Annotated in this window: 16 protein-coding genes; 12 read left to right on the forward strand and 4 right to left on the reverse strand. The window is 48.8% G+C overall.

What is annotated here, in order from left to right:
* Positions 1-89 precede the first annotated feature (89 nt).
* Entirely contained in the window at positions 90-1,304 is a 1,215-nt protein-coding gene (locus AC0VZ8_RS14275) for a glucose-1-phosphate adenylyltransferase (protein ID WP_260067431.1), read from the reverse strand.
* A gap of 223 nt (positions 1,305-1,527) precedes the next feature.
* Between AC0VZ8_RS14275 and glgB the strand changes: the two genes are divergently transcribed.
* The gene (gene glgB, locus AC0VZ8_RS14280; protein ID WP_475487289.1) at positions 1,528-3,501 is read left to right on the forward strand and encodes a 1,4-alpha-glucan branching protein GlgB; all 1,974 of its coding nucleotides are present in this window, start codon (positions 1,528-1,530) and stop codon (positions 3,499-3,501) included.
* Positions 3,498-4,937 carry a glycogen synthase GlgA gene (glgA, locus tag AC0VZ8_RS14285; RefSeq protein WP_475487290.1) on the forward strand — a complete coding sequence of 480 codons (1,440 nt, stop codon included), beginning with the start codon at positions 3,498-3,500 and terminating at the stop codon, positions 4,935-4,937. Before glgB ends, glgA begins: the two co-directional genes overlap by 4 nt.
* Before the next feature lie 119 nt (positions 4,938-5,056).
* Here glgA and AC0VZ8_RS14290 read toward each other — a convergent pair whose 3' ends face one another.
* Positions 5,057-6,808 (reverse strand): alpha-glycosidase, encoded by a 1,752-nt coding sequence (locus AC0VZ8_RS14290; RefSeq protein WP_475487291.1) that lies wholly within the window; start codon positions 6,806-6,808, stop codon positions 5,057-5,059.
* Positions 6,809-7,366: 558 nt separating this feature from the next.
* Between AC0VZ8_RS14290 and AC0VZ8_RS14295 the strand changes: the two genes are divergently transcribed.
* From AC0VZ8_RS14295 to AC0VZ8_RS14305, 3 genes are all read left to right on the forward strand, one after another.
* Positions 7,367-8,809: an ABC transporter substrate-binding protein/permease gene (locus tag AC0VZ8_RS14295; RefSeq protein WP_475487292.1), complete on the forward strand. Its 1,443-nt coding sequence runs from the start codon at positions 7,367-7,369 to the stop codon at positions 8,807-8,809.
* Positions 8,796-9,518, forward strand: a complete 723-nt coding sequence (locus AC0VZ8_RS14300) for an amino acid ABC transporter ATP-binding protein (RefSeq protein WP_071218182.1) — start codon at positions 8,796-8,798, stop codon at positions 9,516-9,518. Before AC0VZ8_RS14295 ends, AC0VZ8_RS14300 begins: the two co-directional genes overlap by 14 nt.
* Before the next feature lie 185 nt (positions 9,519-9,703).
* Positions 9,704-10,429 (forward strand): 3D domain-containing protein, encoded by a 726-nt coding sequence (locus AC0VZ8_RS14305; RefSeq protein ID WP_475487293.1) that lies wholly within the window; start codon positions 9,704-9,706, stop codon positions 10,427-10,429.
* A gap of 112 nt (positions 10,430-10,541) precedes the next feature.
* On the opposite strand, the gene AC0VZ8_RS14310 is transcribed toward AC0VZ8_RS14305, so the two are convergent.
* Entirely contained in the window at positions 10,542-11,381 is an 840-nt protein-coding gene (locus AC0VZ8_RS14310) for a polysaccharide deacetylase family protein (RefSeq protein ID WP_475487294.1), read from the reverse strand.
* A gap of 166 nt (positions 11,382-11,547) precedes the next feature.
* Here AC0VZ8_RS14310 and AC0VZ8_RS14315 point away from each other — a divergent pair, with 166 nt between their 5' ends.
* The 7 genes from AC0VZ8_RS14315 to mobB all read left to right on the forward strand — a co-directional run bounded on the left by AC0VZ8_RS14315 (position 11,548) and on the right by mobB (position 17,200).
* Entirely contained in the window at positions 11,548-12,570 is a 1,023-nt protein-coding gene (locus AC0VZ8_RS14315) for an NADH:flavin oxidoreductase/NADH oxidase (RefSeq protein WP_475487295.1), read from the forward strand.
* A gap of 90 nt (positions 12,571-12,660) precedes the next feature.
* On the forward strand, positions 12,661-13,329 hold the full coding sequence (locus AC0VZ8_RS14320; protein ID WP_071218178.1) for a PspA/IM30 family protein: 669 nt from the start codon (positions 12,661-12,663) through the stop codon (positions 13,327-13,329).
* 204 nt (positions 13,330-13,533) lie between these two features.
* Entirely contained in the window at positions 13,534-13,938 is a 405-nt protein-coding gene (locus AC0VZ8_RS14325) for a DUF350 domain-containing protein (RefSeq protein ID WP_071218177.1), read from the forward strand.
* Positions 13,939-13,968: 30 nt separating this feature from the next.
* Positions 13,969-14,475 (forward strand): DUF4178 domain-containing protein, encoded by a 507-nt coding sequence (locus AC0VZ8_RS14330; protein ID WP_071218176.1) that lies wholly within the window; start codon positions 13,969-13,971, stop codon positions 14,473-14,475.
* 10 nt (positions 14,476-14,485) lie between these two features.
* Complete coding sequence (locus AC0VZ8_RS14335) at positions 14,486-15,217, forward strand: DUF4247 domain-containing protein (RefSeq protein ID WP_071218175.1); 732 nt, start codon at positions 14,486-14,488, stop codon at positions 15,215-15,217.
* A gap of 193 nt (positions 15,218-15,410) precedes the next feature.
* Positions 15,411-16,700 carry a molybdopterin molybdotransferase MoeA gene (locus AC0VZ8_RS14340; RefSeq protein ID WP_475487296.1) on the forward strand — a complete coding sequence of 430 codons (1,290 nt, stop codon included), beginning with the start codon at positions 15,411-15,413 and terminating at the stop codon, positions 16,698-16,700.
* The gene (mobB, locus tag AC0VZ8_RS14345) at positions 16,697-17,200 is read left to right on the forward strand and encodes a molybdopterin-guanine dinucleotide biosynthesis protein B (protein WP_071218173.1); all 504 of its coding nucleotides are present in this window, start codon (positions 16,697-16,699) and stop codon (positions 17,198-17,200) included. The genes AC0VZ8_RS14340 and mobB overlap by 4 nt, the downstream gene beginning before the upstream one ends.
* 5 nt (positions 17,201-17,205) lie before the next feature.
* On the opposite strand, the gene xerS is transcribed toward mobB, so the two are convergent.
* Positions 17,206-18,288 (reverse strand): tyrosine recombinase XerS, encoded by a 1,083-nt coding sequence (gene xerS, locus AC0VZ8_RS14350; protein ID WP_071218172.1) that lies wholly within the window; start codon positions 18,286-18,288, stop codon positions 17,206-17,208.
* Between the last annotated feature and the right edge of the window lie 107 nt (positions 18,289-18,395).

The following is an 18,395-nucleotide window of genomic DNA, read 5'->3' on the forward strand; positions in this document are numbered from 1 at the left end:
TGAGAAAAAGCGATCCGTCACGGATCGCTTTTTTGTATAAAAGTCTGAAGGATTTATCTCAGAACTAATATTCTGTTGAAGAAACTTCTTTAAGATGAAGAGACATTCGCCCGCAAGCGTCCTTTTTCGTATACATCCTGAAGCAGTCGGGACGGTTGGGTACGAATGGTTGGTTTCGGAAGCACGGTCTCGTAAGGTCCAACGACCACAACGTTGCCGGGGGCTCCTTTTACAATCGCTCCATCCTTGATGAGCGCTCCTTCACCGATGATGGCATGCTCGATATGGACGCCCTTGCCGATTTTGGCATTCGGCATGACCACACTGTCCTTGACGATGGAGTATTTACCGATCTCCGCACCGCAAAATATGACGGAGCTCTTGGCTTTTCCTTCGAAGGTGCATTGGTCATGAATCAAGCAGTCCGTGTGTTCCGCATTGCGTGTCCGCGCTGCCGAAAGTTTGGTCTTCCATGCACGGGTATACATGGGCCAATCGGATCTCTCCAGAACAAGCTCGTTTTGGCTAAGCACATCCATGTGGGCTTCCCAGAGGCTCTCTACGGTGCCCACATCGCGCCAGTAGCCCTGGAATCGAAACGCAAGCAGCGACTCTTCTCCGGACAGCATCTTGGGGATGACATCCTTCCCGAAGTCATGGCTGGAGTTTGGATCAGCCGCATCCTCAATGAGGTGCTGCTTCAGATAGTCCCAACGGAACAAATAAATGCCCATTGAGGCAAGGTTGCTTTGCGGTTCTGCCGGCTTTTCGGCAAATTCAATGATATTGAGATTGTCATCAACGCTCATGACGCCGAACCGGCTGGCGTCTTCCCAAGGCACCTCCATCACGGAGATCGTGGCTGGAGCCGCTTGTTTCATGTGAGCTTCAAGCATTTCGCGGTAATCCATCTGGTAAATATGGTCCCCGGATAGAATAAGGACATGTTCGGGATTTTGATCATCGATATATGGAATGTTTTTATAAATGGCGTCTGCTGTACCCAAGTATCCATCTTGGTGTGTGCTGTTGGATGGAAGCAGAGCAATGCCTTCGCGTCCTGTATGTGTTAGTCCCCAGGGTTCACCTTCACCGATATGTTCGTGTAATGATTCTGCCTCATATTGTGTAAGTACTCCAACCGTATCGATTCCGGAGTTCACACAATTGCTGAGAGGAAAATCGATTATACGATAATGTCCGCCAAAAGGAACGGCGGGTTTTGCCAGCTTGGACGTAAGGGGAGCTAATCGTTTACCCTCTCCACCGGCCAGAAGCATAGCAATACAGTCTTTTCTCTTCATCACGTTTCCCTCCCAATGTATTTTCACGTTGTACATTACATAAACGACATTCCCGGGGTTTGAAACGATTATATTGAAAAAGTGAATTGAAAATTACAAAATTATCTTTCATGGACATTTTTTATTTTCAACATGGTTAGAATGGGGTAATAGCACTAATAATATTGGATTTTTAAGAAAAAGCGGGTGACGATGATTGAACCAACCAGTTAGGGAAGGAAACATGACTCCGGAACAATTGTATTTATTTCATGAAGGAACCTGGTATCACAGTTACCAATGCATGGGCGCACACCGTGCAACTGAAGATGGAGAAGAAGGCGTGCGGTTTACGGTATGGGCTCCAAATGCAAGGCAGGTGGGCCTTGCCGGAGACTGGAACGGCTGGGACGGTTCCCAAGACACGTTATATAGGATACCCGATTCGGGAATTTGGAGTCGGTTTTTCCCTGGGATACAGACTGGAACTTATTACAAATATCATATCACCGGACCGTATGGAGAAACGTTCTTGAAGGCTGATCCATACGCGTTTCAAGCCGAAGTTCGACCTGCAACGGCATCGGTTGTGACCGATCTCTCTGGATATCATTGGCAAGATGCTGCTTGGAAAAGAAAGAACAAATCCCCCTACACCAAGCCGATGAACATTTATGAAATGCATTTTGGAACCTGGCGGCAAAAGGAGGACGGCTCGTTCTATACATACCGCGAACTGGCGGGCCAGCTGATTCCTTACTTGCTGGAGATGAGTTATACCCATGTGGAATTCATGCCTTTGGCTGAGCATCCGTATGATCTTTCATGGGGGTATCAGGGAACCGGATTCTTTGCGCTGACCAGCAGATACGGAAGTCCTCATGATTTCATGTATCTTGTTGATCAGCTGCATCAAGCGGGTATCGGCGTGCTGCTCGACTGGGTGCCCGCACATTTTGCCAAGGATGCCCACGGGCTTCGGCTGTTTGACGGGGCGCCTCTTTATGAGTACGCAGATCCGCAAAAAGCAGAGAAACCGGGCTGGGGAACATTGTCTTTCGATTATGCCAAGCCAGAGGTGATTTCATTCCTCATCTCCAATGCCTTATTTTGGATGGATATGTATCATATTGATGGTCTTCGTGTTGACGCTGTGACAAGCATGATCCGGCTGGATTTTGAAAAGCGAGAAGGTCAGTACAGCCTTAATGAGCATGACGGGGTGGAAAATCTTGAAGCGATATCCTTTCTGCAGGAATTGAATAAAGCCGTGTTTCGATATTACCCGAATGCCTTGATGATGGCCGAGGAATCCAGCGCATGGGCAGGGGTTACCGCACCCGTGCACGAGGGAGGTCTCGGGTTTAATTACAAATGGAATATGGGCTGGATGAATGACACGCTGTCCTATGTGGAGCAAGAATTCGATCAGCGGCCTACCCATCATAATTTACTAACATTTCCCATTTGTTATGCCTATTCAGAGAATTTTACATTACCGCTGTCCCACGATGAAGTAGTTCATGGGAAGAAATCACTGCTTAATAAAATGCCGGGGAGTTATGAACAGAAGTTTGCGGGGCTCCGGATTTTGCTCGGATATCAGATCACCCAGCCCGGCAAGAAGCTGCTGTTTATGGGGGGCGAGTTCGGCCAGTTCATTGAATGGAAGGATCAGGAGCAGCTGGATTGGCTGCTGCTGGACTACGAAACCCACCGGAAGCAGCTGGCTTACACGTCAGCGTTAAACTGCATGTATGTGGAGGAGAAGGCTCTATGGGAACAGGATCACAGGTGGGAAGGCTTTGAGTGGCTTAGCGCCGATGATCGTGAGCAAAGTGTCCTATCGTACATGAGAATGGGCGCAAAACCTGGTGATACACTGATCATCGTCATTAATTTCCAGCCCCGGGCATATGACCAATATCGCATCGGCTTACCGAGATCGGGGCAGTACGTGGAAATAATGAATTCCGATCACACCGATTATGGCGGGTCCGGACTGGTCAATGACGAAGTCATGAAAGCGGAGAAAGTCGTCTGGCATGGCCAAACATACAGCCTCGAGATCAAGCTGCCTCCGCTGGGCATGGTGGTGTTAAAGAAAAAGCCGCGTTCCAGAAAGCCTCGGCCTCAAGAGGACGTTTCACTGAAGGCAGCAGTAAAAGAAAAGACGGCACGAAAAACCAAGCAAAATCAAAGGGGGAAGCAGGATTGAAATTGTTATTTGCAGCCTCAGAATGTGGACCGTACATTAAAACAGGCGGATTGGCGGATGTGATCGCTGCTTTGCCTAAATCCCTTCGCGGCATGGGCGAGGATATTCGGGTGGTTCTGCCCAAGTATCGAGGAATTCCTGAGGACTATCGGGAGCGCATGACGCATGTAGGGGAAACCCGGGTTCGGGTAGGCTGGCGCGAGCAGTATTGCGGCATCGAGTCCCTGGTTGAGGACGGGGTCACGATCTATTTCATAGATAATGAATATTATTATGGCCGCGACGGCATTTACGGCTACATGGACGATGGCGAACGCTTTTCGTTCTTCAACCGCGCCGTCCTGGAGATATTGCCGGTTATCGACTTTCAGCCGGACGTGCTTCACTGCCATGACTGGCATACGGCCATGATCCCTCTTCTCCTTGAAGATGTCTACCGTCATGATCCCTACTATGCGGGAATCCGAACCGTATTTACAATCCACAATTTGTTGTATCAAGGTGTATTTCCGTACGAGGTGCTGGTCGATCTGCTTGGAATCCACAGCCGCCATTTTACAGCGGAAGGCGTGGAATATTACGGAAACGTGAATTTCATGAAAGCGGGCATCGTCTATGCAGACCATGTAACGACGGTAAGCCCGACTTATGCCTCGGAGATTCAGACCGGTTATTACGGATACGGCCTCGACGGGCTTTTGTCAGCCCAAGGTTCGAGATTGAGCGGCATCGTGAATGGCATTGATACCAAGAGCTACAACCCGGCGACCGATCCGCATATCGCGATGAAGTACCGGAGCGGTCTGAATAAGAAAACGCAGAACAAAATTGCCTTGCAGGAAGAGTTGAATCTTCCCGTGGCACCGCATATTCCGTTGATGTCCATGGTGACGCGGCTGGTCGATTCGAAGGGACTCGATCTGGTCATTCGGATTCTGGATGAGCTGCTCTACTACGATGAGATTCAATTTGTTGTCCTGGGGACGGGGGACCCTTCTTATGAACATTGGTTCCGGGAAGCGGCGAATCGGTATCCCAATAAAATGTCGGCCCAGATTCGCTTTAATGAACCGTTATCCCGGCGCTTCTACGCTGGCAGCGACCTGTTCCTGATGCCTTCCAAATTTGAACCGTGCGGTATCAGCCAACTTATCGCCATGCGGTACGGCAGTGTGCCGATTGTCCGCGAAACAGGCGGACTGAATGATACAATTCATGCATATAACGAATATACGGGGGAAGGGAACGGATTCTCCTTTAAGGATTACAATGCGCATGATATGATGAACACGATCCGGCGCGCGACCTCTATTTACCGCATGCCTGAGCACTGGCGTAAAGTGAGCAAGAATGCGTTGGGCGGAGATTATAGCTGGAACGTTTCGGCCAAGGAATATCAGGAGATCTACCAGCAAATCACCAAATCTCATGCTTAAAAACGGTAACAAGAAACAGGGGTGCAAGGATAGCCGAATAACGCTGCTATCCCTTGCACCCCTATGCGCGTTAAAGCCCGCTATGGATTTTACGGTGTCAGTGGTTACATAAGATGGGTTTACGAATGTTTCAGTTGCCGGCATAAAATTCGATACGAGTATGGTTCCAAATCGATATGCATCGTACCGTTTACCGGTTTTACGGGATCCTTCGTCTCGGCATCAATCCAATCGGTCGTGACAATAGGATGCGAGATGGTCCGCTTCGAGTCGCTGTTGTTCATCCAGACGATAAAATGCATAGTCTCATCCGCACGCTCGTACACAATGCAAGGATCATGGAGATTCGCTTGCAGGAAGCGGAAGCGTCCCTGTCTCAGCGCCTTATGCTTTTTTCGAAGCGCGATCATCCCTTGATAAAACTTATAGAGCTCTTGATTTCGTTTCTTAGGATCCCATTCCATGCATTTGCGGCAGTCGGGATCTCCGTCCCCTGTCAATCCGATTTCGTCGCCATAAAAGATGCACGGCGTTCCCATGAATGTAAACAGAAATACAACCGTGAGTTTCATACGACGGATATCTCCACCCACACGGGTAAGCAGCCGAGGCGTATCGTGGCTGCATAGCAGATTAAAGACCACTTCGTTGGTCTGCTGCGGATATCGCATCAGGATCGAGCCGATGCGGTTGGCAAACGTAAGCCCGTCCATGTTGCCATTGAAGAATTCCAGGACCTTATCGGCAAAAGGATAATTCATCACGGAATCAAACTGGTCACCCTGCAGCCAGATTAAGGAGTCCGACCACACCTCGCCCACGATATAAGCTTCAGGGTTGGCTTTCTTAACTACCTGTCTGAAATCCCGCCAAAAATGATGGTCAATTTCATTGGCAACGTCCAGACGCCAGCCGTCGAGATTGATTTCCTTGATCCAATATTCGGCTACACCTAGCAAATACGCCTTCACTTCAGGATTGGCGGTATTGAATTTCGGCATATTTCCGAAAAAGCCGAAGGTGTCGTAGCTGGGAATGCCATCCTTGACCTCGCATGGAAACTGGTTCACATGAAACCATTCGGCATATCTGGATTTCTTCCCGTGCTTGAGCACGTCCTGAAAGGGAGGGAACTCCTCGCTGCAGTGATTGAATACCGCATCGAGAATCACTCGAATGCCTTTTGCGTGGCAAGAATCTACTACTTTTTTCAGCAACTCATTATCGCCAAAGTGCGGATCCACCTGTTTATAATCAACCGTGTCATATTTATGATTGGAGGGGGAGAGGAAAAGCGGAGTAAAATAAATGGCGTTTATGCCCAGATCAACGAGATCATCCAAATGATCCAGCACGCCCTGCAGATCACCGCCGAAGAAATTATCCACCTCCGGCTTGCCGCCCCAGACCTCGGTTTCTTCAGGATTGATGGCGGGGTTTCCGTTAGCAAAGCGCTCCGTCATAATTTGATAAAACACGGCTTCTTTGGCCCATTCCGGTACTTTGAATACATCGACTTCATGTATGTACGGAAATTCAAAGTAACCTGCAGGCGGATAAGGATAGTCCCATCCAATCCCGCTGTCCACCATATATACCGTTTCATCTCCGGCATGAATCCGAAAGCCGTAGGACAGTCTTTTGTATTTCGGCCTGACTCCGCATTCCCAGTAATCAAACATGTCATCCGAGGCGGCCTTTTCCATGGTGATCTCGAAGTACGTACGGTCCCAATCGTACTTGTCGCCGGTCATGGCAACAACAGAATCAATGTCGTTTTTCTTGGTTCGGATCCGAAGATGAATGGTTTTTGTATCATATGCGTAAGCCCATTTATCTCTTGGAACATGATACAGTGCTTCTAACAGCATGGTTACACCTCCAATATGAGTAAAGCTATAGCTAATTAATAACCAACTGCTGGCTTGCATGAATCATGGAGCGAAAGAGACAGTCCGGGAACCCTTCATTTATCATGTGCCGGAATTCATACGCTATTATAAGATGGGAAGGGAACGGATAGATTATGCATCGTTAAAAAGGAGTTTGCCCTAGATCCTCTTATCACATAATGGGTAATGCTGAAGTCCTGTCTTTACATTAATATGTAGGCAAAAGTGTATGTCCGGTATTGGCTAAATGGGCGAAGTATTTTCCACAATATGGACTATCTATTGATGTAACCCCCTAATTCATTTGTTTAAATGGTTAAAGGAACATGAGTAACATAATCCTATGGTGTATGATGATTTGACCATTGTATTAAAATAATGAAGCAAAGAGCAATTAGTAAGGCTTATATTAAGTATGATGATCGTAAGAACCGATGAATTTTCATTGCATATTCATGCATCCTGTTTTATAATGACTCAGTTGCATTTTTTCTAGGATTGAATCTATACGTAACAGTTAGGGGAGAAACGAGACATATGAAACGTAAATTTACAGCGTGGATGACCCTGTTCATGGTGGTCGTGCTGTCTTTTGGCAGTATCGTCCATGCGGAGGGTGAGAAGAAAACGGTGATTCTCGGTACGAGTGCCGATTATGCGCCTTATGAGTTCCATAAAACGATAGATGGCGTGGATACCATCGTCGGATTTGACATCGATATTGCGAAGGAAATCGCCAAGGATCTTGGCGCAGAGCTCATTATTAAGGACACCTCCTTTGATGCGCTCTTGCCGGAGCTGACGAGCGGACGCGTGGATTTCGTCATATCGGGCATGAATCCGACGGAAGAGCGCCGAAAAAGCATCGATTTTTCCGAGCCTTATTATGCTGCGGAACAATCGGTCGTCGTCCGTAAGGAAGATGCGCTAAAGTTCAACACGCTTGAAAGCCTGGAGGGAGCTCGGATCGGGGTTCAGAAAAGCTCCATTCAGGAGTCCATTGCAAAAACAATCCCGAAAGCCAATGTGATATCATTGGATAAAATTCCGGACTTGCTGCTGCAGCTGGAATCTGAGCGCGTGGATGTTGTTCTCGCCGAGTATCCGATCGCGAAGACCAATATGAATGAAGCGACCATGGCGATCACGGACGCTAAACCGACGGCCGAGAACGACGCCTATGCCGTCGGGGTTCGTAAAGGGAACGAAGAGCTGCTGAAGAGCATTAATGCTACACTTGAGCGCTTGAAGGAGAATGACCAGATCCAGAAATTTGTCGACGAGGCCAGTGACCTGGCTGCAGGCCGTAAGGCAGAGAATCTGAACGCACTTGAATTCTTTTGGAAATATCGCGATTATTACGCCAAGGGAATCCAGTTTACGCTGCTTATTTCGGCACTTGGTGTATTATTCGGATTCATTCTCGGTTTGATTATCGCTTTAATGCGGATGTCGGGTGTTAAAATCCTTAAGTTTTTGGCTACCGCTTATATCGAGATCATCCGGGGTACCCCGATGCTGGTCCAGTTGTTTATTATTCATTACAGCTTGGCGGCGTTCGATATTAAATTCTCACCGATACAGTCGGGTATTTTGACGCTTTCTATCAACAGTGCGGCATATCTGGCTGAAATATTCCGTGCCGGCATTCAGGGCGTGGACCGCGGTCAATTAGAGGCGGCCCGTTCACTCGGGATGACGAAGGGCAAGGCAATGCGTCATATCATTTTGCCGCAAGCACTGAAAGGGGTACTCCCGGCCATCGGTAACGAATTCGTTGTCATTATCAAGGAATCGTCCATCGTATCGTTCATCGGGGTATTCGATATTATGTACCAGGCTCAGATTTTGCGCGGTTCTACCTTTGCCCCGCTGAATCCGCTGCTTGTGGCGGCCATGATTTACTTTATACTGACATTCGTTCTTTCGAAGCTTCTGGGTGTCTGGGAAAGGAAGTTGAGTGCAAGTGATAACCGTTAAGGATCTTCATAAATCATTTGGCAAGCTGGAAATATTGAAGGGCATTAACATCGAGATTGCAAAAGGAGAAGTAGTGGTTGTCATCGGACCGAGCGGCTCCGGAAAAAGCACCTTTTTACGCTGTCTCAATTTGCTTGAAGTGCCGACCAGCGGCGAAATTTCGTTCGAGGGTGAGCTGATCACCGCCAAGAATCACAATATCAATGCTACCCGCGAGAAAATGGGCATGGTGTTTCAGCAGTTTAACCTGTTTCCTCACAAGAAGGTCATCGAGAATATTACGCTTGCTCCTATTCAGGTGAAGGGGGTCTCGGCGAAGGAAGCCGAGACTACTGCCGACGAGCTGCTGAAGTCGGTGGGGCTGCAGGATAAGAAGGAGTCTTATCCTTCCCAGCTGTCCGGTGGACAGAAGCAGAGAATCGCCATAGCGCGAGCACTCGCGATGCAGCCGCATGTCATGCTGTTTGACGAACCAACCTCCGCACTGGACCCGGAGATGGTGGGTGAGGTATTGGAAGTAATGAAGAAGCTTGCCGATGGCGGGATGACGATGGTCATCGTCACCCATGAGATGGGCTTCGCCCGGGAAGTGGGAGATCGGATCCTGTTCATGGATGGCGGTAAAATCGTAGAGGAAGGCACGCCGGACCAACTGTTTGGCCATCCGACTCATCCTCGTACGCAAGAGTTTTTAAGTAAGGTTTTGTAACTTTTATATCTACATTGTAACAGACGAAAACAGCGCCATACCTGATTGTTTCAGGAATTGGCGCTGTTTTTGTTTGCGTATTGGTAACAATTGCTTGCAGTATAGGTTACAAAATTGTGATATATTCATGTTCGTTGACATACGACATCCGATTTACCAAGTTACATATAAGGAGGCATCTTTAGATGTTACAACAAATGAAAGCATGGACTAAACATCGTGGACTCAACCATAAGATCGCTGGAAAAACAGCAAAATGGTTTACCATTACAGCCGTTGCGCTTGGCTTGACTTTTGCCGGAGGCGGCTTGCAAGCCCATGCAAGCTCCGTACACGTAGCGAAGAACGGCGATACCTTCTATTATTTGTCCAAACAGTACGGCGTTAATATGGACAAGCTGATGAAAGCCAATCCGAAAATTAAACCAACGAATATATACTCTGGTCTGAAAATCACCATTCCCGGCTCGGTATCGATGAACTCGACAGCGTCTGCTGCACCCATCGCTCCAGGCGCTTCCGGGTTTACGCCTAGCTTGAGCGTTTCCCCTGAGAAGAATGTAGTGGAAGCATGGGGCAAGACATTTAATTACAGCAAAACACTGTCCGTCAAAGCAACCGCGTATTCTGCTGCTGCAAGCGAGAACGGCAAATGGGGCGCTGTTGATTACTTCGGAAATTCCCTTGAGCTTGGTACCATTGCTGTCGATCCAAAAATCATTCCGCTTGGCACCAAGGTGCTTGTAACAGGACATGAGCATCCAGGTCTGCCAAAAAAGGCATTTGTGGCAGAAGCACGTGATATCGGCGGGGCTATTAAAGGGAATAAGATTGATATCTTCATCCCGGGTTCCCAATCGTCCGTGAAGCAATTCGGCATCCAGGATATCAAGTTGTTCATAATCGAATAATCCAATCCATATCGAATAATCCAATCCATCGTCATGGAAAAGCAATTCTAATATGTAGACGGCAAGTCTGGATCAATGATCCAGTCAGCCGTCTTTTTCATTTTATGAGGATCTATCTTGACTCTGACACGCCTAACATCTCCGGTAGTGTCACGAAGCTATATCCCTTTCTCCGCAATTCGGTAATAATATCCGGGAGCGCTTCGATCGTTCCGGTTAGGTCCGATCCCACGCCGCCTCCGGCATGCTGGAGTACGATCGAGCCTGGCCCGACCGCTGACAGAATGTTGCTCGTAACCTCTTCCTTAGACAGACCTTTCCAATCGAGCGAGTCGACATTCCAATTCACGACTTTGTACCCGTTTTTGCGTGCCCACTGTAGCTGCTCTTCATTTATATCGCCGTATGGCGGACGGATTAGCCGCGGTTCCACACCGGTCAGTGATTTCAAGATCGTGTTGGTACGTTCGATTTGGCCTTTAAATTTGTCCAGGCTTAGCTTGTTCAGCTGCGCATGATTGTAGGAGTGATTGCCAATGGCGTGACCTTCATCATGAATTCGTTTTGCAAGAGCAGGGTGTTTTTTGGCCCGTTCCCCCACTGCAAAGAATGTGGCTTTCACCTGAAACTCTTTAAGGACGTCCAGTACTTTGCCGGTAAATCGGGGATCCGGAACATCATCAAAGGTCAGAGCGATCTGTTTGACCCGGGGTCCGCTAGAGCGAAAGGTATCCGGGTATTTTCTCAGCAATTGGCTTAAAGACGGCGCATCGTCTGAATTTTGGATTTTACTTTGATTGGCATGCTGACTGGACTCCGACATGACGGAAGTATCTTGGGGGTGAAGTGACAAACGATGTACATCGGATGCGTTTGCCGGGATGTCCGGCCCCATTAAAAAGAGTAATATAATCCACAACAGGCAGCTTCCTGCGCGGTATCGTTTGAACATCACGATCGACCCCTTTAGCTTTTTAATATGGTATGCCCAGTTGATTGGGTGATTATCCTCAATATGGGAATGCGATGATTTTTAGTTTTCCCTTAGAAAGGTGTATAATAACCGGTATCAGATTTTATTACATCTTGATCATTTGGATATGGAAGGAGATAATCGCTTGGCAGACTTGTTTACACCTTACAATTTCAAGAATTTGACCCTCAAGAACCGCATTGTTATGCCACCGATGTGTCAATATTCCGTTCAAGCTGAGGACGGGATTCCGAATGATTGGCATTTTGTTCATTACGTCAGCCGTGCCGTAGGAGGTACTGGCTTAATTATTGTGGAAATGACAGGCGTCCATCCGGATGGACGGATCACGAATCAGGATACGGGGATATGGGACGACAACCAGATTCCGGCCTATCGCCGTATTGTGGAGAGCGTGCATTCTTATGGGACCAAGATTGGTATCCAGCTTGGACATGCTGGAAGAAAAGCGCAGGATGCAGAGCCGTCGGTTGCCCCTTCTTCGATTCCGTTCAGCTCCCATTACAAAATGCCCAAGGTGCTGTCCGGGGCCGAAGTGGAAGAGCTCATTCAAGCCTTTAGGGAAGGCGCTCGTCGAGCTGTTGAAGCCGGGTTCGATACCGTTGAGATTCATGGCGCCCATGGCTATCTCATTCATCAGTTTCATTCGCCGCTCACGAATCAGCGCAGTGACGAATATGGTCAAGATCTTCCGCTATTCGGCGAGCGGGTTGTTCGAGCAGTTAAAGAAGTGCTGCCTGAGGGCATGCCGATCATTATGAGGGTATCTGCGAAAGAATACGTGGACGGAGGCTACGATGTGCAGTACTGCGCGGAAGTCTGCACACGTTACCGGGATGCCGGCGTCGATATTTTTCATATCTCCTCGGGGGGAGAAGGCCAGGTCGGCGCAAATGGCGGCCCGGAAGCGAAGCCCGGCTATCAGGTGGATTTGGCGGCAGAATTCAAACAGCTGCTAAAGGTGCCTGTCATTGCGGTAGGAATGCTGGATGATTACCATGCCGCGCAAGAGGTGGTTTTGTCAGGCAAAGCGGATCTGGTGGCGATCGGCCGGGGGATGCTCCGGGATCCCTACTGGGCTGTTCACGCCGCCAAGGCGCTTGATGGAGGTCAGAAAGTTCCCAAGCAGTATGAACGAGGATATTAAATAAAAAATATTTTGAAACGTTTTGGATCATGGAACGTAAACATTAATCATATACCAGTATTTTAAAGTGAAAGCGAGAGGAAGAGAACGATGTCCATATTTAAAAGATTGCGCGATTTGACCATGTCCAATATTAACGCCATTATCGACAAGGCGGAAGACCCGATTAAAATGACGGATCAGTACATTCGGGATATGACGGAAGACCTTGAGGATGCCGAGAAAGCGGTAGCTTCGCAAATTGCCATCGAGAAACGCTTTAAAGCACTTTATGAAGAGCAAGCTGCACTTGTTGAAAAACGCACGCAGCAGGCTCATACGGCAGCACAAGCTCAAAACGTTGATCTTGCCCGCCGCGCGCTGGAAGAGAAGAAGGCCGCCGAGGCCAAGCGTGATGAGTACAAAGCAAGCTACGATCAGAACAAACTGGCAGCTGACAATCTGCGCGGCAAGCTGGAAGAAATGCGTAAGCAGCTTACGGCGATGAAGAACAAGCGCGAAACTTTGGTCGCCCGTTATAATGCGGCTAAAGCGCAAACCGAGATCAACAAAGCGATGAACGGGTTTGGTTCCGATACAGCATCGGCTGGATTGAAACGTATGGAAGAGAAGATGCTCGCTATGGAAGCACGTGCGGAAGCAAGCAATGAAATGTCGGCAAAAGAGAAATCCCTCGACGAAGAGTTTGAGAACCTTGGCAAGGACAAAGTCGTTGAGGATGAGCTTGCAGCCTTGATGAAGCAATACGAGAACAAGTAAAAAGGGATTCAGCGATCTAACAGGTATATAGTTTAGGGGGCGAGGGAGAAACAGCAGGGCTGAATGCAGCTGTGCTTCTCCTTCGCTTTTGTTTGATTGATCGTAGATATACATGGAGCACATCCCCTTTATGAGCGTCTGTCTTCGATTGAAGCAGTTCGGGCTCAAGGAGTTTGTTTGTATGTTGAATGTGGAGGCTTAGAGATGGATTTTGATATGATCTTGCGTGTATTGCTTTGGACAGCTGTCGGTGGGCTGCTGTTGTTTGTTCTGATGTTTGTGGATTCCCTGTTCACGAAATATAACGATCTTGAAGAAGTGAAAGCGGGTAATATGGCGGTAACCACAAGACTGATACTGAAGCTGTTCGCACAAGGGTATATTTTATCCGTGTCGATCGGAACGTCATATCATCTGCTAGAGGCCATTGTGGTATCGATCATTTCATTTATCATATTGCTGGTTCTCGAATCGTTAACAGAGCTCATGCTTCGTAACTTCGGCAAGCTGAACCTTGACAAAGGAACACGCGAGGGAAAAACGGGATACGGTTTGTTTGCAGGTTCGCTGCATGTGGTTGGGGCGTTAATTATTACCGCTTGCCTATAGAACGCATAATGGAGATAGGGGACAGGAAAGATGAGTATGTGGAAAAGAATCAGCAATTTATTTAGTAAGCCGGAGCCGCCCAAGGTAGAGAAAAGCATGCTGCAGCTGGCTCCCGGCGACATTTGCGAAGTGTCACTAGTCACTTATGAAGTCACGGGCCGCGTGCACAATCGCGGTCGTAATGCGGTCGTCTTGACGCTGCAGGATGGCAGCACCATTGCTTATCTTCATATCGAAGAACGCGAAACGGTTCAGTATGCGTTATACACTCCGATCGATGGGCGGCTGGATTCTCCGGATGAGGTTCCATCCATCATCGATTTGGACGATCATGTATTTCATCTGGAAGAGGAATACGGGGGACATGTTTCGATTACCGGTCGAACCGCTTTTACGCAAAGCGGGGAGCAGCACGTATGGCAATACCAATCGGATGACTACAAGCTGCTGCGGATTGAATGGCAGAACGGGCGGTTTATGTTGTATGAAGGCGAGAAAGTGATACCGGGGGACGTTCGAGTTATCCGGGCGACTTAGGAGTGGTGGCATGAAGGAACGCTCTTTTATATCTGTAAAAATCATATTGGTGCTGAGTTTGTTCGTATCATTATTGAGTGGATGCGGAGCGCCGAATATCAAGGATACCTATCCGCTGGAATCCGTCAATCGAGACGGAAACGCAACGTCCTATGTGTACCGGGCAGCTGATAAAAGCGTTCCGGACGTCGCAGGCGAGCTCATCGCGGCGAACACGCCGGATCAATCGTCTCCGGAGGATACCGAGCGGATGTTTCTGGTGTATGGGGATGAGTATTACCATTTGCAGCAGGATCCCCAGAAGCCGACCGATACGCTGATCGAAATCGACTCCAAGGAGTATGTTCAGCGCAATTATGATTCAAGTTTCCTGCAAGGGTACTTAACGGCCGTTCTGATCGGAAATTTATTCGATTCGATGGGCGGCGGGGGTTACCGGGGGTATACAAGTAAAGATGTGTATAAACCGGCACAAGGTAACTATAAGAAGCCAACAAGCCAGGATAAGAAGATCGCTCCGCCGCTGACGGTGGACCGGAGCGGGAAGATTACCCGGCGTGGCCAGGATTCTGCCGGTACGGGCGGAAGCCTGTTCAGACGAAATCCGGATACAGGCGGAGACCGCGGCACGATCAAGCGCGGCGAAAGTGGCGGAGGTTTATTCGATTCGCCGAAGAAATCGTACAAGAAGCCGAAGACCCGAATCGGATCTGGCGGGATCTCCCGAAGGGGACGAAGGTAAAGCAAAGAGTTCAAGCGCATGGTCAAGTGACCATGCGCTTTTTTTGTCTGGAGACCCGTACATACTCGGTTGTTGTCTTCATCCTACAACACGGCGAATGGATGAGACCTGAAACTCGGTTTGAAGAATGCGCAGAATGTAGTACAGTAAGAATGTCAGTTTTTTCTTTGAGTCAGAAAGCGAGGAATGCGTAGTGAAGGATAATCATTCGATATTGCCTAAGAAACACAATCATAAATTTGATCGGCGTGCATTGCAGGTAAGGGATGCGCAAAGGCTAGCCGTTTCTTATGCGGGGCTTGGTCAGGAGGAGCTTATTCGGCTGCAGGACAGCGATGGACGTGTGCTTGCTTCCGATGTTATCGCGCCCCACCCGTTTCCGGCTTTTGCGCGTTCGGGCATGGACGGTTATGCTGTTCGATCAGCGGATTTAGCCGCATGCGATTTAGGGGAACAGGTGTGGCTAGAGGTTGTCGACCAGATCCCGTGCGGATATGTTTCTTCCATTCCAATCGTCCAAGGCAAGGCTTCCCGCATCATGACGGGCGCTCAAGTGCCTGAAGGGGCAGACGCTGTCGTTATGCTTGAAGCGACGGAGCTTCGAACAGAGGATGGCCTTACCCATGTAGGCTTCAAACGCTCCATCGAGACGGGGAAGAATATTACTCCCCTCGGATTCGAGCTTCAGGAAGGTGATTTGATCCTCCGCAGAGGAACACTCATCGGACCTGGAGAAATTTCGGTTCTGGCCACCTTCGGCATACACCAGGTTGAAGTGTATCGTCAACCGGTGGTAGGAATATTCTCGACGGGCAGCGAACTATTGGACATCACCGAGCCACTTGAACCTGGTAAAATTCGCAACAGCAATACTTATATGCTCGCATCGCAAATTCGGGAAGCCGGTGGTGTCCCGGTGATTATGGAGGCGATCCCGGATGATATCGAGCTCGCCCGACAGAAGGTGGAAGAAGCGCTCCAGGTGTATGACATCGTGGTGACGACAGGCGGCGTATCTGTAGGCGACTACGATATTATGGGGGAGCTGGTGACATCCGGAGGTCTGGACATGCTGTTTAATAAAGTCACAATGCGGCCCGGAAGTGTTACAACCGCTGCAGTGAAGGAGGGCAACCTGGTCTTTGCGTTATCGGGTAATCCGGGGGCCTGTTATGTGGGATTTCTGTTGTTTGTCCGACCTGCGATCCGGAAGATGCTTGGCATGGAGCAGTTGTTTTTAACTGAATGGACGGCAGAATTGGGTTCGGATTATTCGAAAGTGAACAACTTTACCCGTTTCGTCCGGGGGAGCCTGGAGGTGTCAAACGGCAAGCTTGTAGCGACACCTGCTTCCCTTGATGAGTCAAGTGTCATGATCACGATTAAAGACAGTGACTGTTTAATCGTGGTTCCGCCAGAGCTTCGTGGTGCTGTTAAAGGCCAAACCGTACAAGTTCTCGTTCTGCCGGGAGCCTGGACATGAAGGTTTTCCAGATATGCGGTTATAAAAACAGCGGCAAAACCACATTGATTGCCAGCTTGATCCCACAGTTGAAACAGCATGGCATTCGGTCAGCCGTCATCAAGCATGACGGGCACGGATTCGAAATGGATCATGAAGGGACGGACACGTACAAATTCCGAGAGGCGGGAGCGGAGGGGATCGCCATCGCTTCACCGGGGCGTACGGCGATGCTGATGGAAGCGGAGCTGGAACTTGCGTCGTTGATCCATTTGTACAGTGATTTTGATCTGGTGCTTGTCGAAGGCTATAAGATGCAGCCTTATCCAAAGCTCGTATTGCTGCGGGGAACGGAGGACATGGGACTGCTGGATCAAGTTAAGGAGACCCGGGGTATCGTCGTGCGTCCTGAAATGCTAAAGGAACCGTCAGCCCTGCATGAGATGCAGCAGCGGCTAGCGGTTCCCCTATTTACTTGGAATGACACGGAGCGGATCACGTCGCTGCTGCTGTCATTATGAAGAAGTTAGTCCTCCGAGCGGCGTTCAATCGCCTCGGACATCGTTTTGTCCGTTAAGTGGGCATACACTTCAGTTGTCTCGGTGGACGCGTGTCCCAATTGTTCTTTGGTTTTGTAAATATCATTTTGCAGATAATAGTCGGTGGCAAACGAATGCCGCAGCTTATGAACGGTCAGGGACGGCTTGCCAAAACGCTTGGCGTATTTGATGATCATCGCCTGAATCGCCCGCTTGGTCATGCGCTGCCCTTCATTCTGGCCGTTACGCAGTGCAACGAACAGAGCTTTTTCTTTTTTTGGCACCTTGTAGCGGGCCTGCCGAAGCTGCAAATAATATTCAAGATCGTCTTTGGCTTGCGCACGGAAGTAGACCGGGGTCTTAAAGGTTTCGTCGTTATTACCTTTACGATAGACATGCAGCATTTTATTGTTCAGGTCGATGTCCGCAAGATTCAAATTGACCACTTCGGATACACGAAGGCCGGAATTTAATATGAGGCTGGCGATACAGGCATCTCTGACCTTATTTTGTTCATGCGCATAAAGCGCCTGTTTGTTCTGCTCCACATCCAGCCCATAACCTTCGTGAATGTAAGTGATGAAATCCTGAAGTTCTTCTTCTTCGAGTATTTTTCCTTTTAACTTGGCAGCCGTGTCTTTTGGTTTATGAATTCGCTTAATTTCTACTTTAGCCATGATGTTACGCTTGAGAAGCGGGTAAAACTCCTCGTCTTCCGCAATCTGGCTTAAATAATGAAACAGGGAGCGCAGCGATGAGAGCTTGCGGGAAACCGTGATTCTGGAGTTGGTCCCCTCCCGGCGTGTAGTCAGATATAACCGGTAACTGGTGATGCTGTCCATGCGCAGCGTCTCCAGCTCAAGCAGCGTTACCTCGCGGTTCGAGGTTGCTTGTGACAGCCCCTCCGAACGGAGCCAATTAAAGAACGTTTCATAATCCCTTACATATTCAAGCAGGGTGGAGGGGGAGAGATCCGGGAGCTTGTAATCGATAAATTGCTGTACGAACCAAGGCATGTCCGGCGATTTCTCATCGAGTCTTGCACGGTCGATATCTTTTTGTATATTCATGTTCCACCTCGAATGATTGTCTTTATAGCAATGACCTGTGTCATTAATTACTAGTGTAACATATGGAAAGTCGATCTTGCTTGCATGTGTCAGATCACCATGGATGA

This window comes from Paenibacillus sp. QJM3NY_38 (assembly GCF_056173265.1).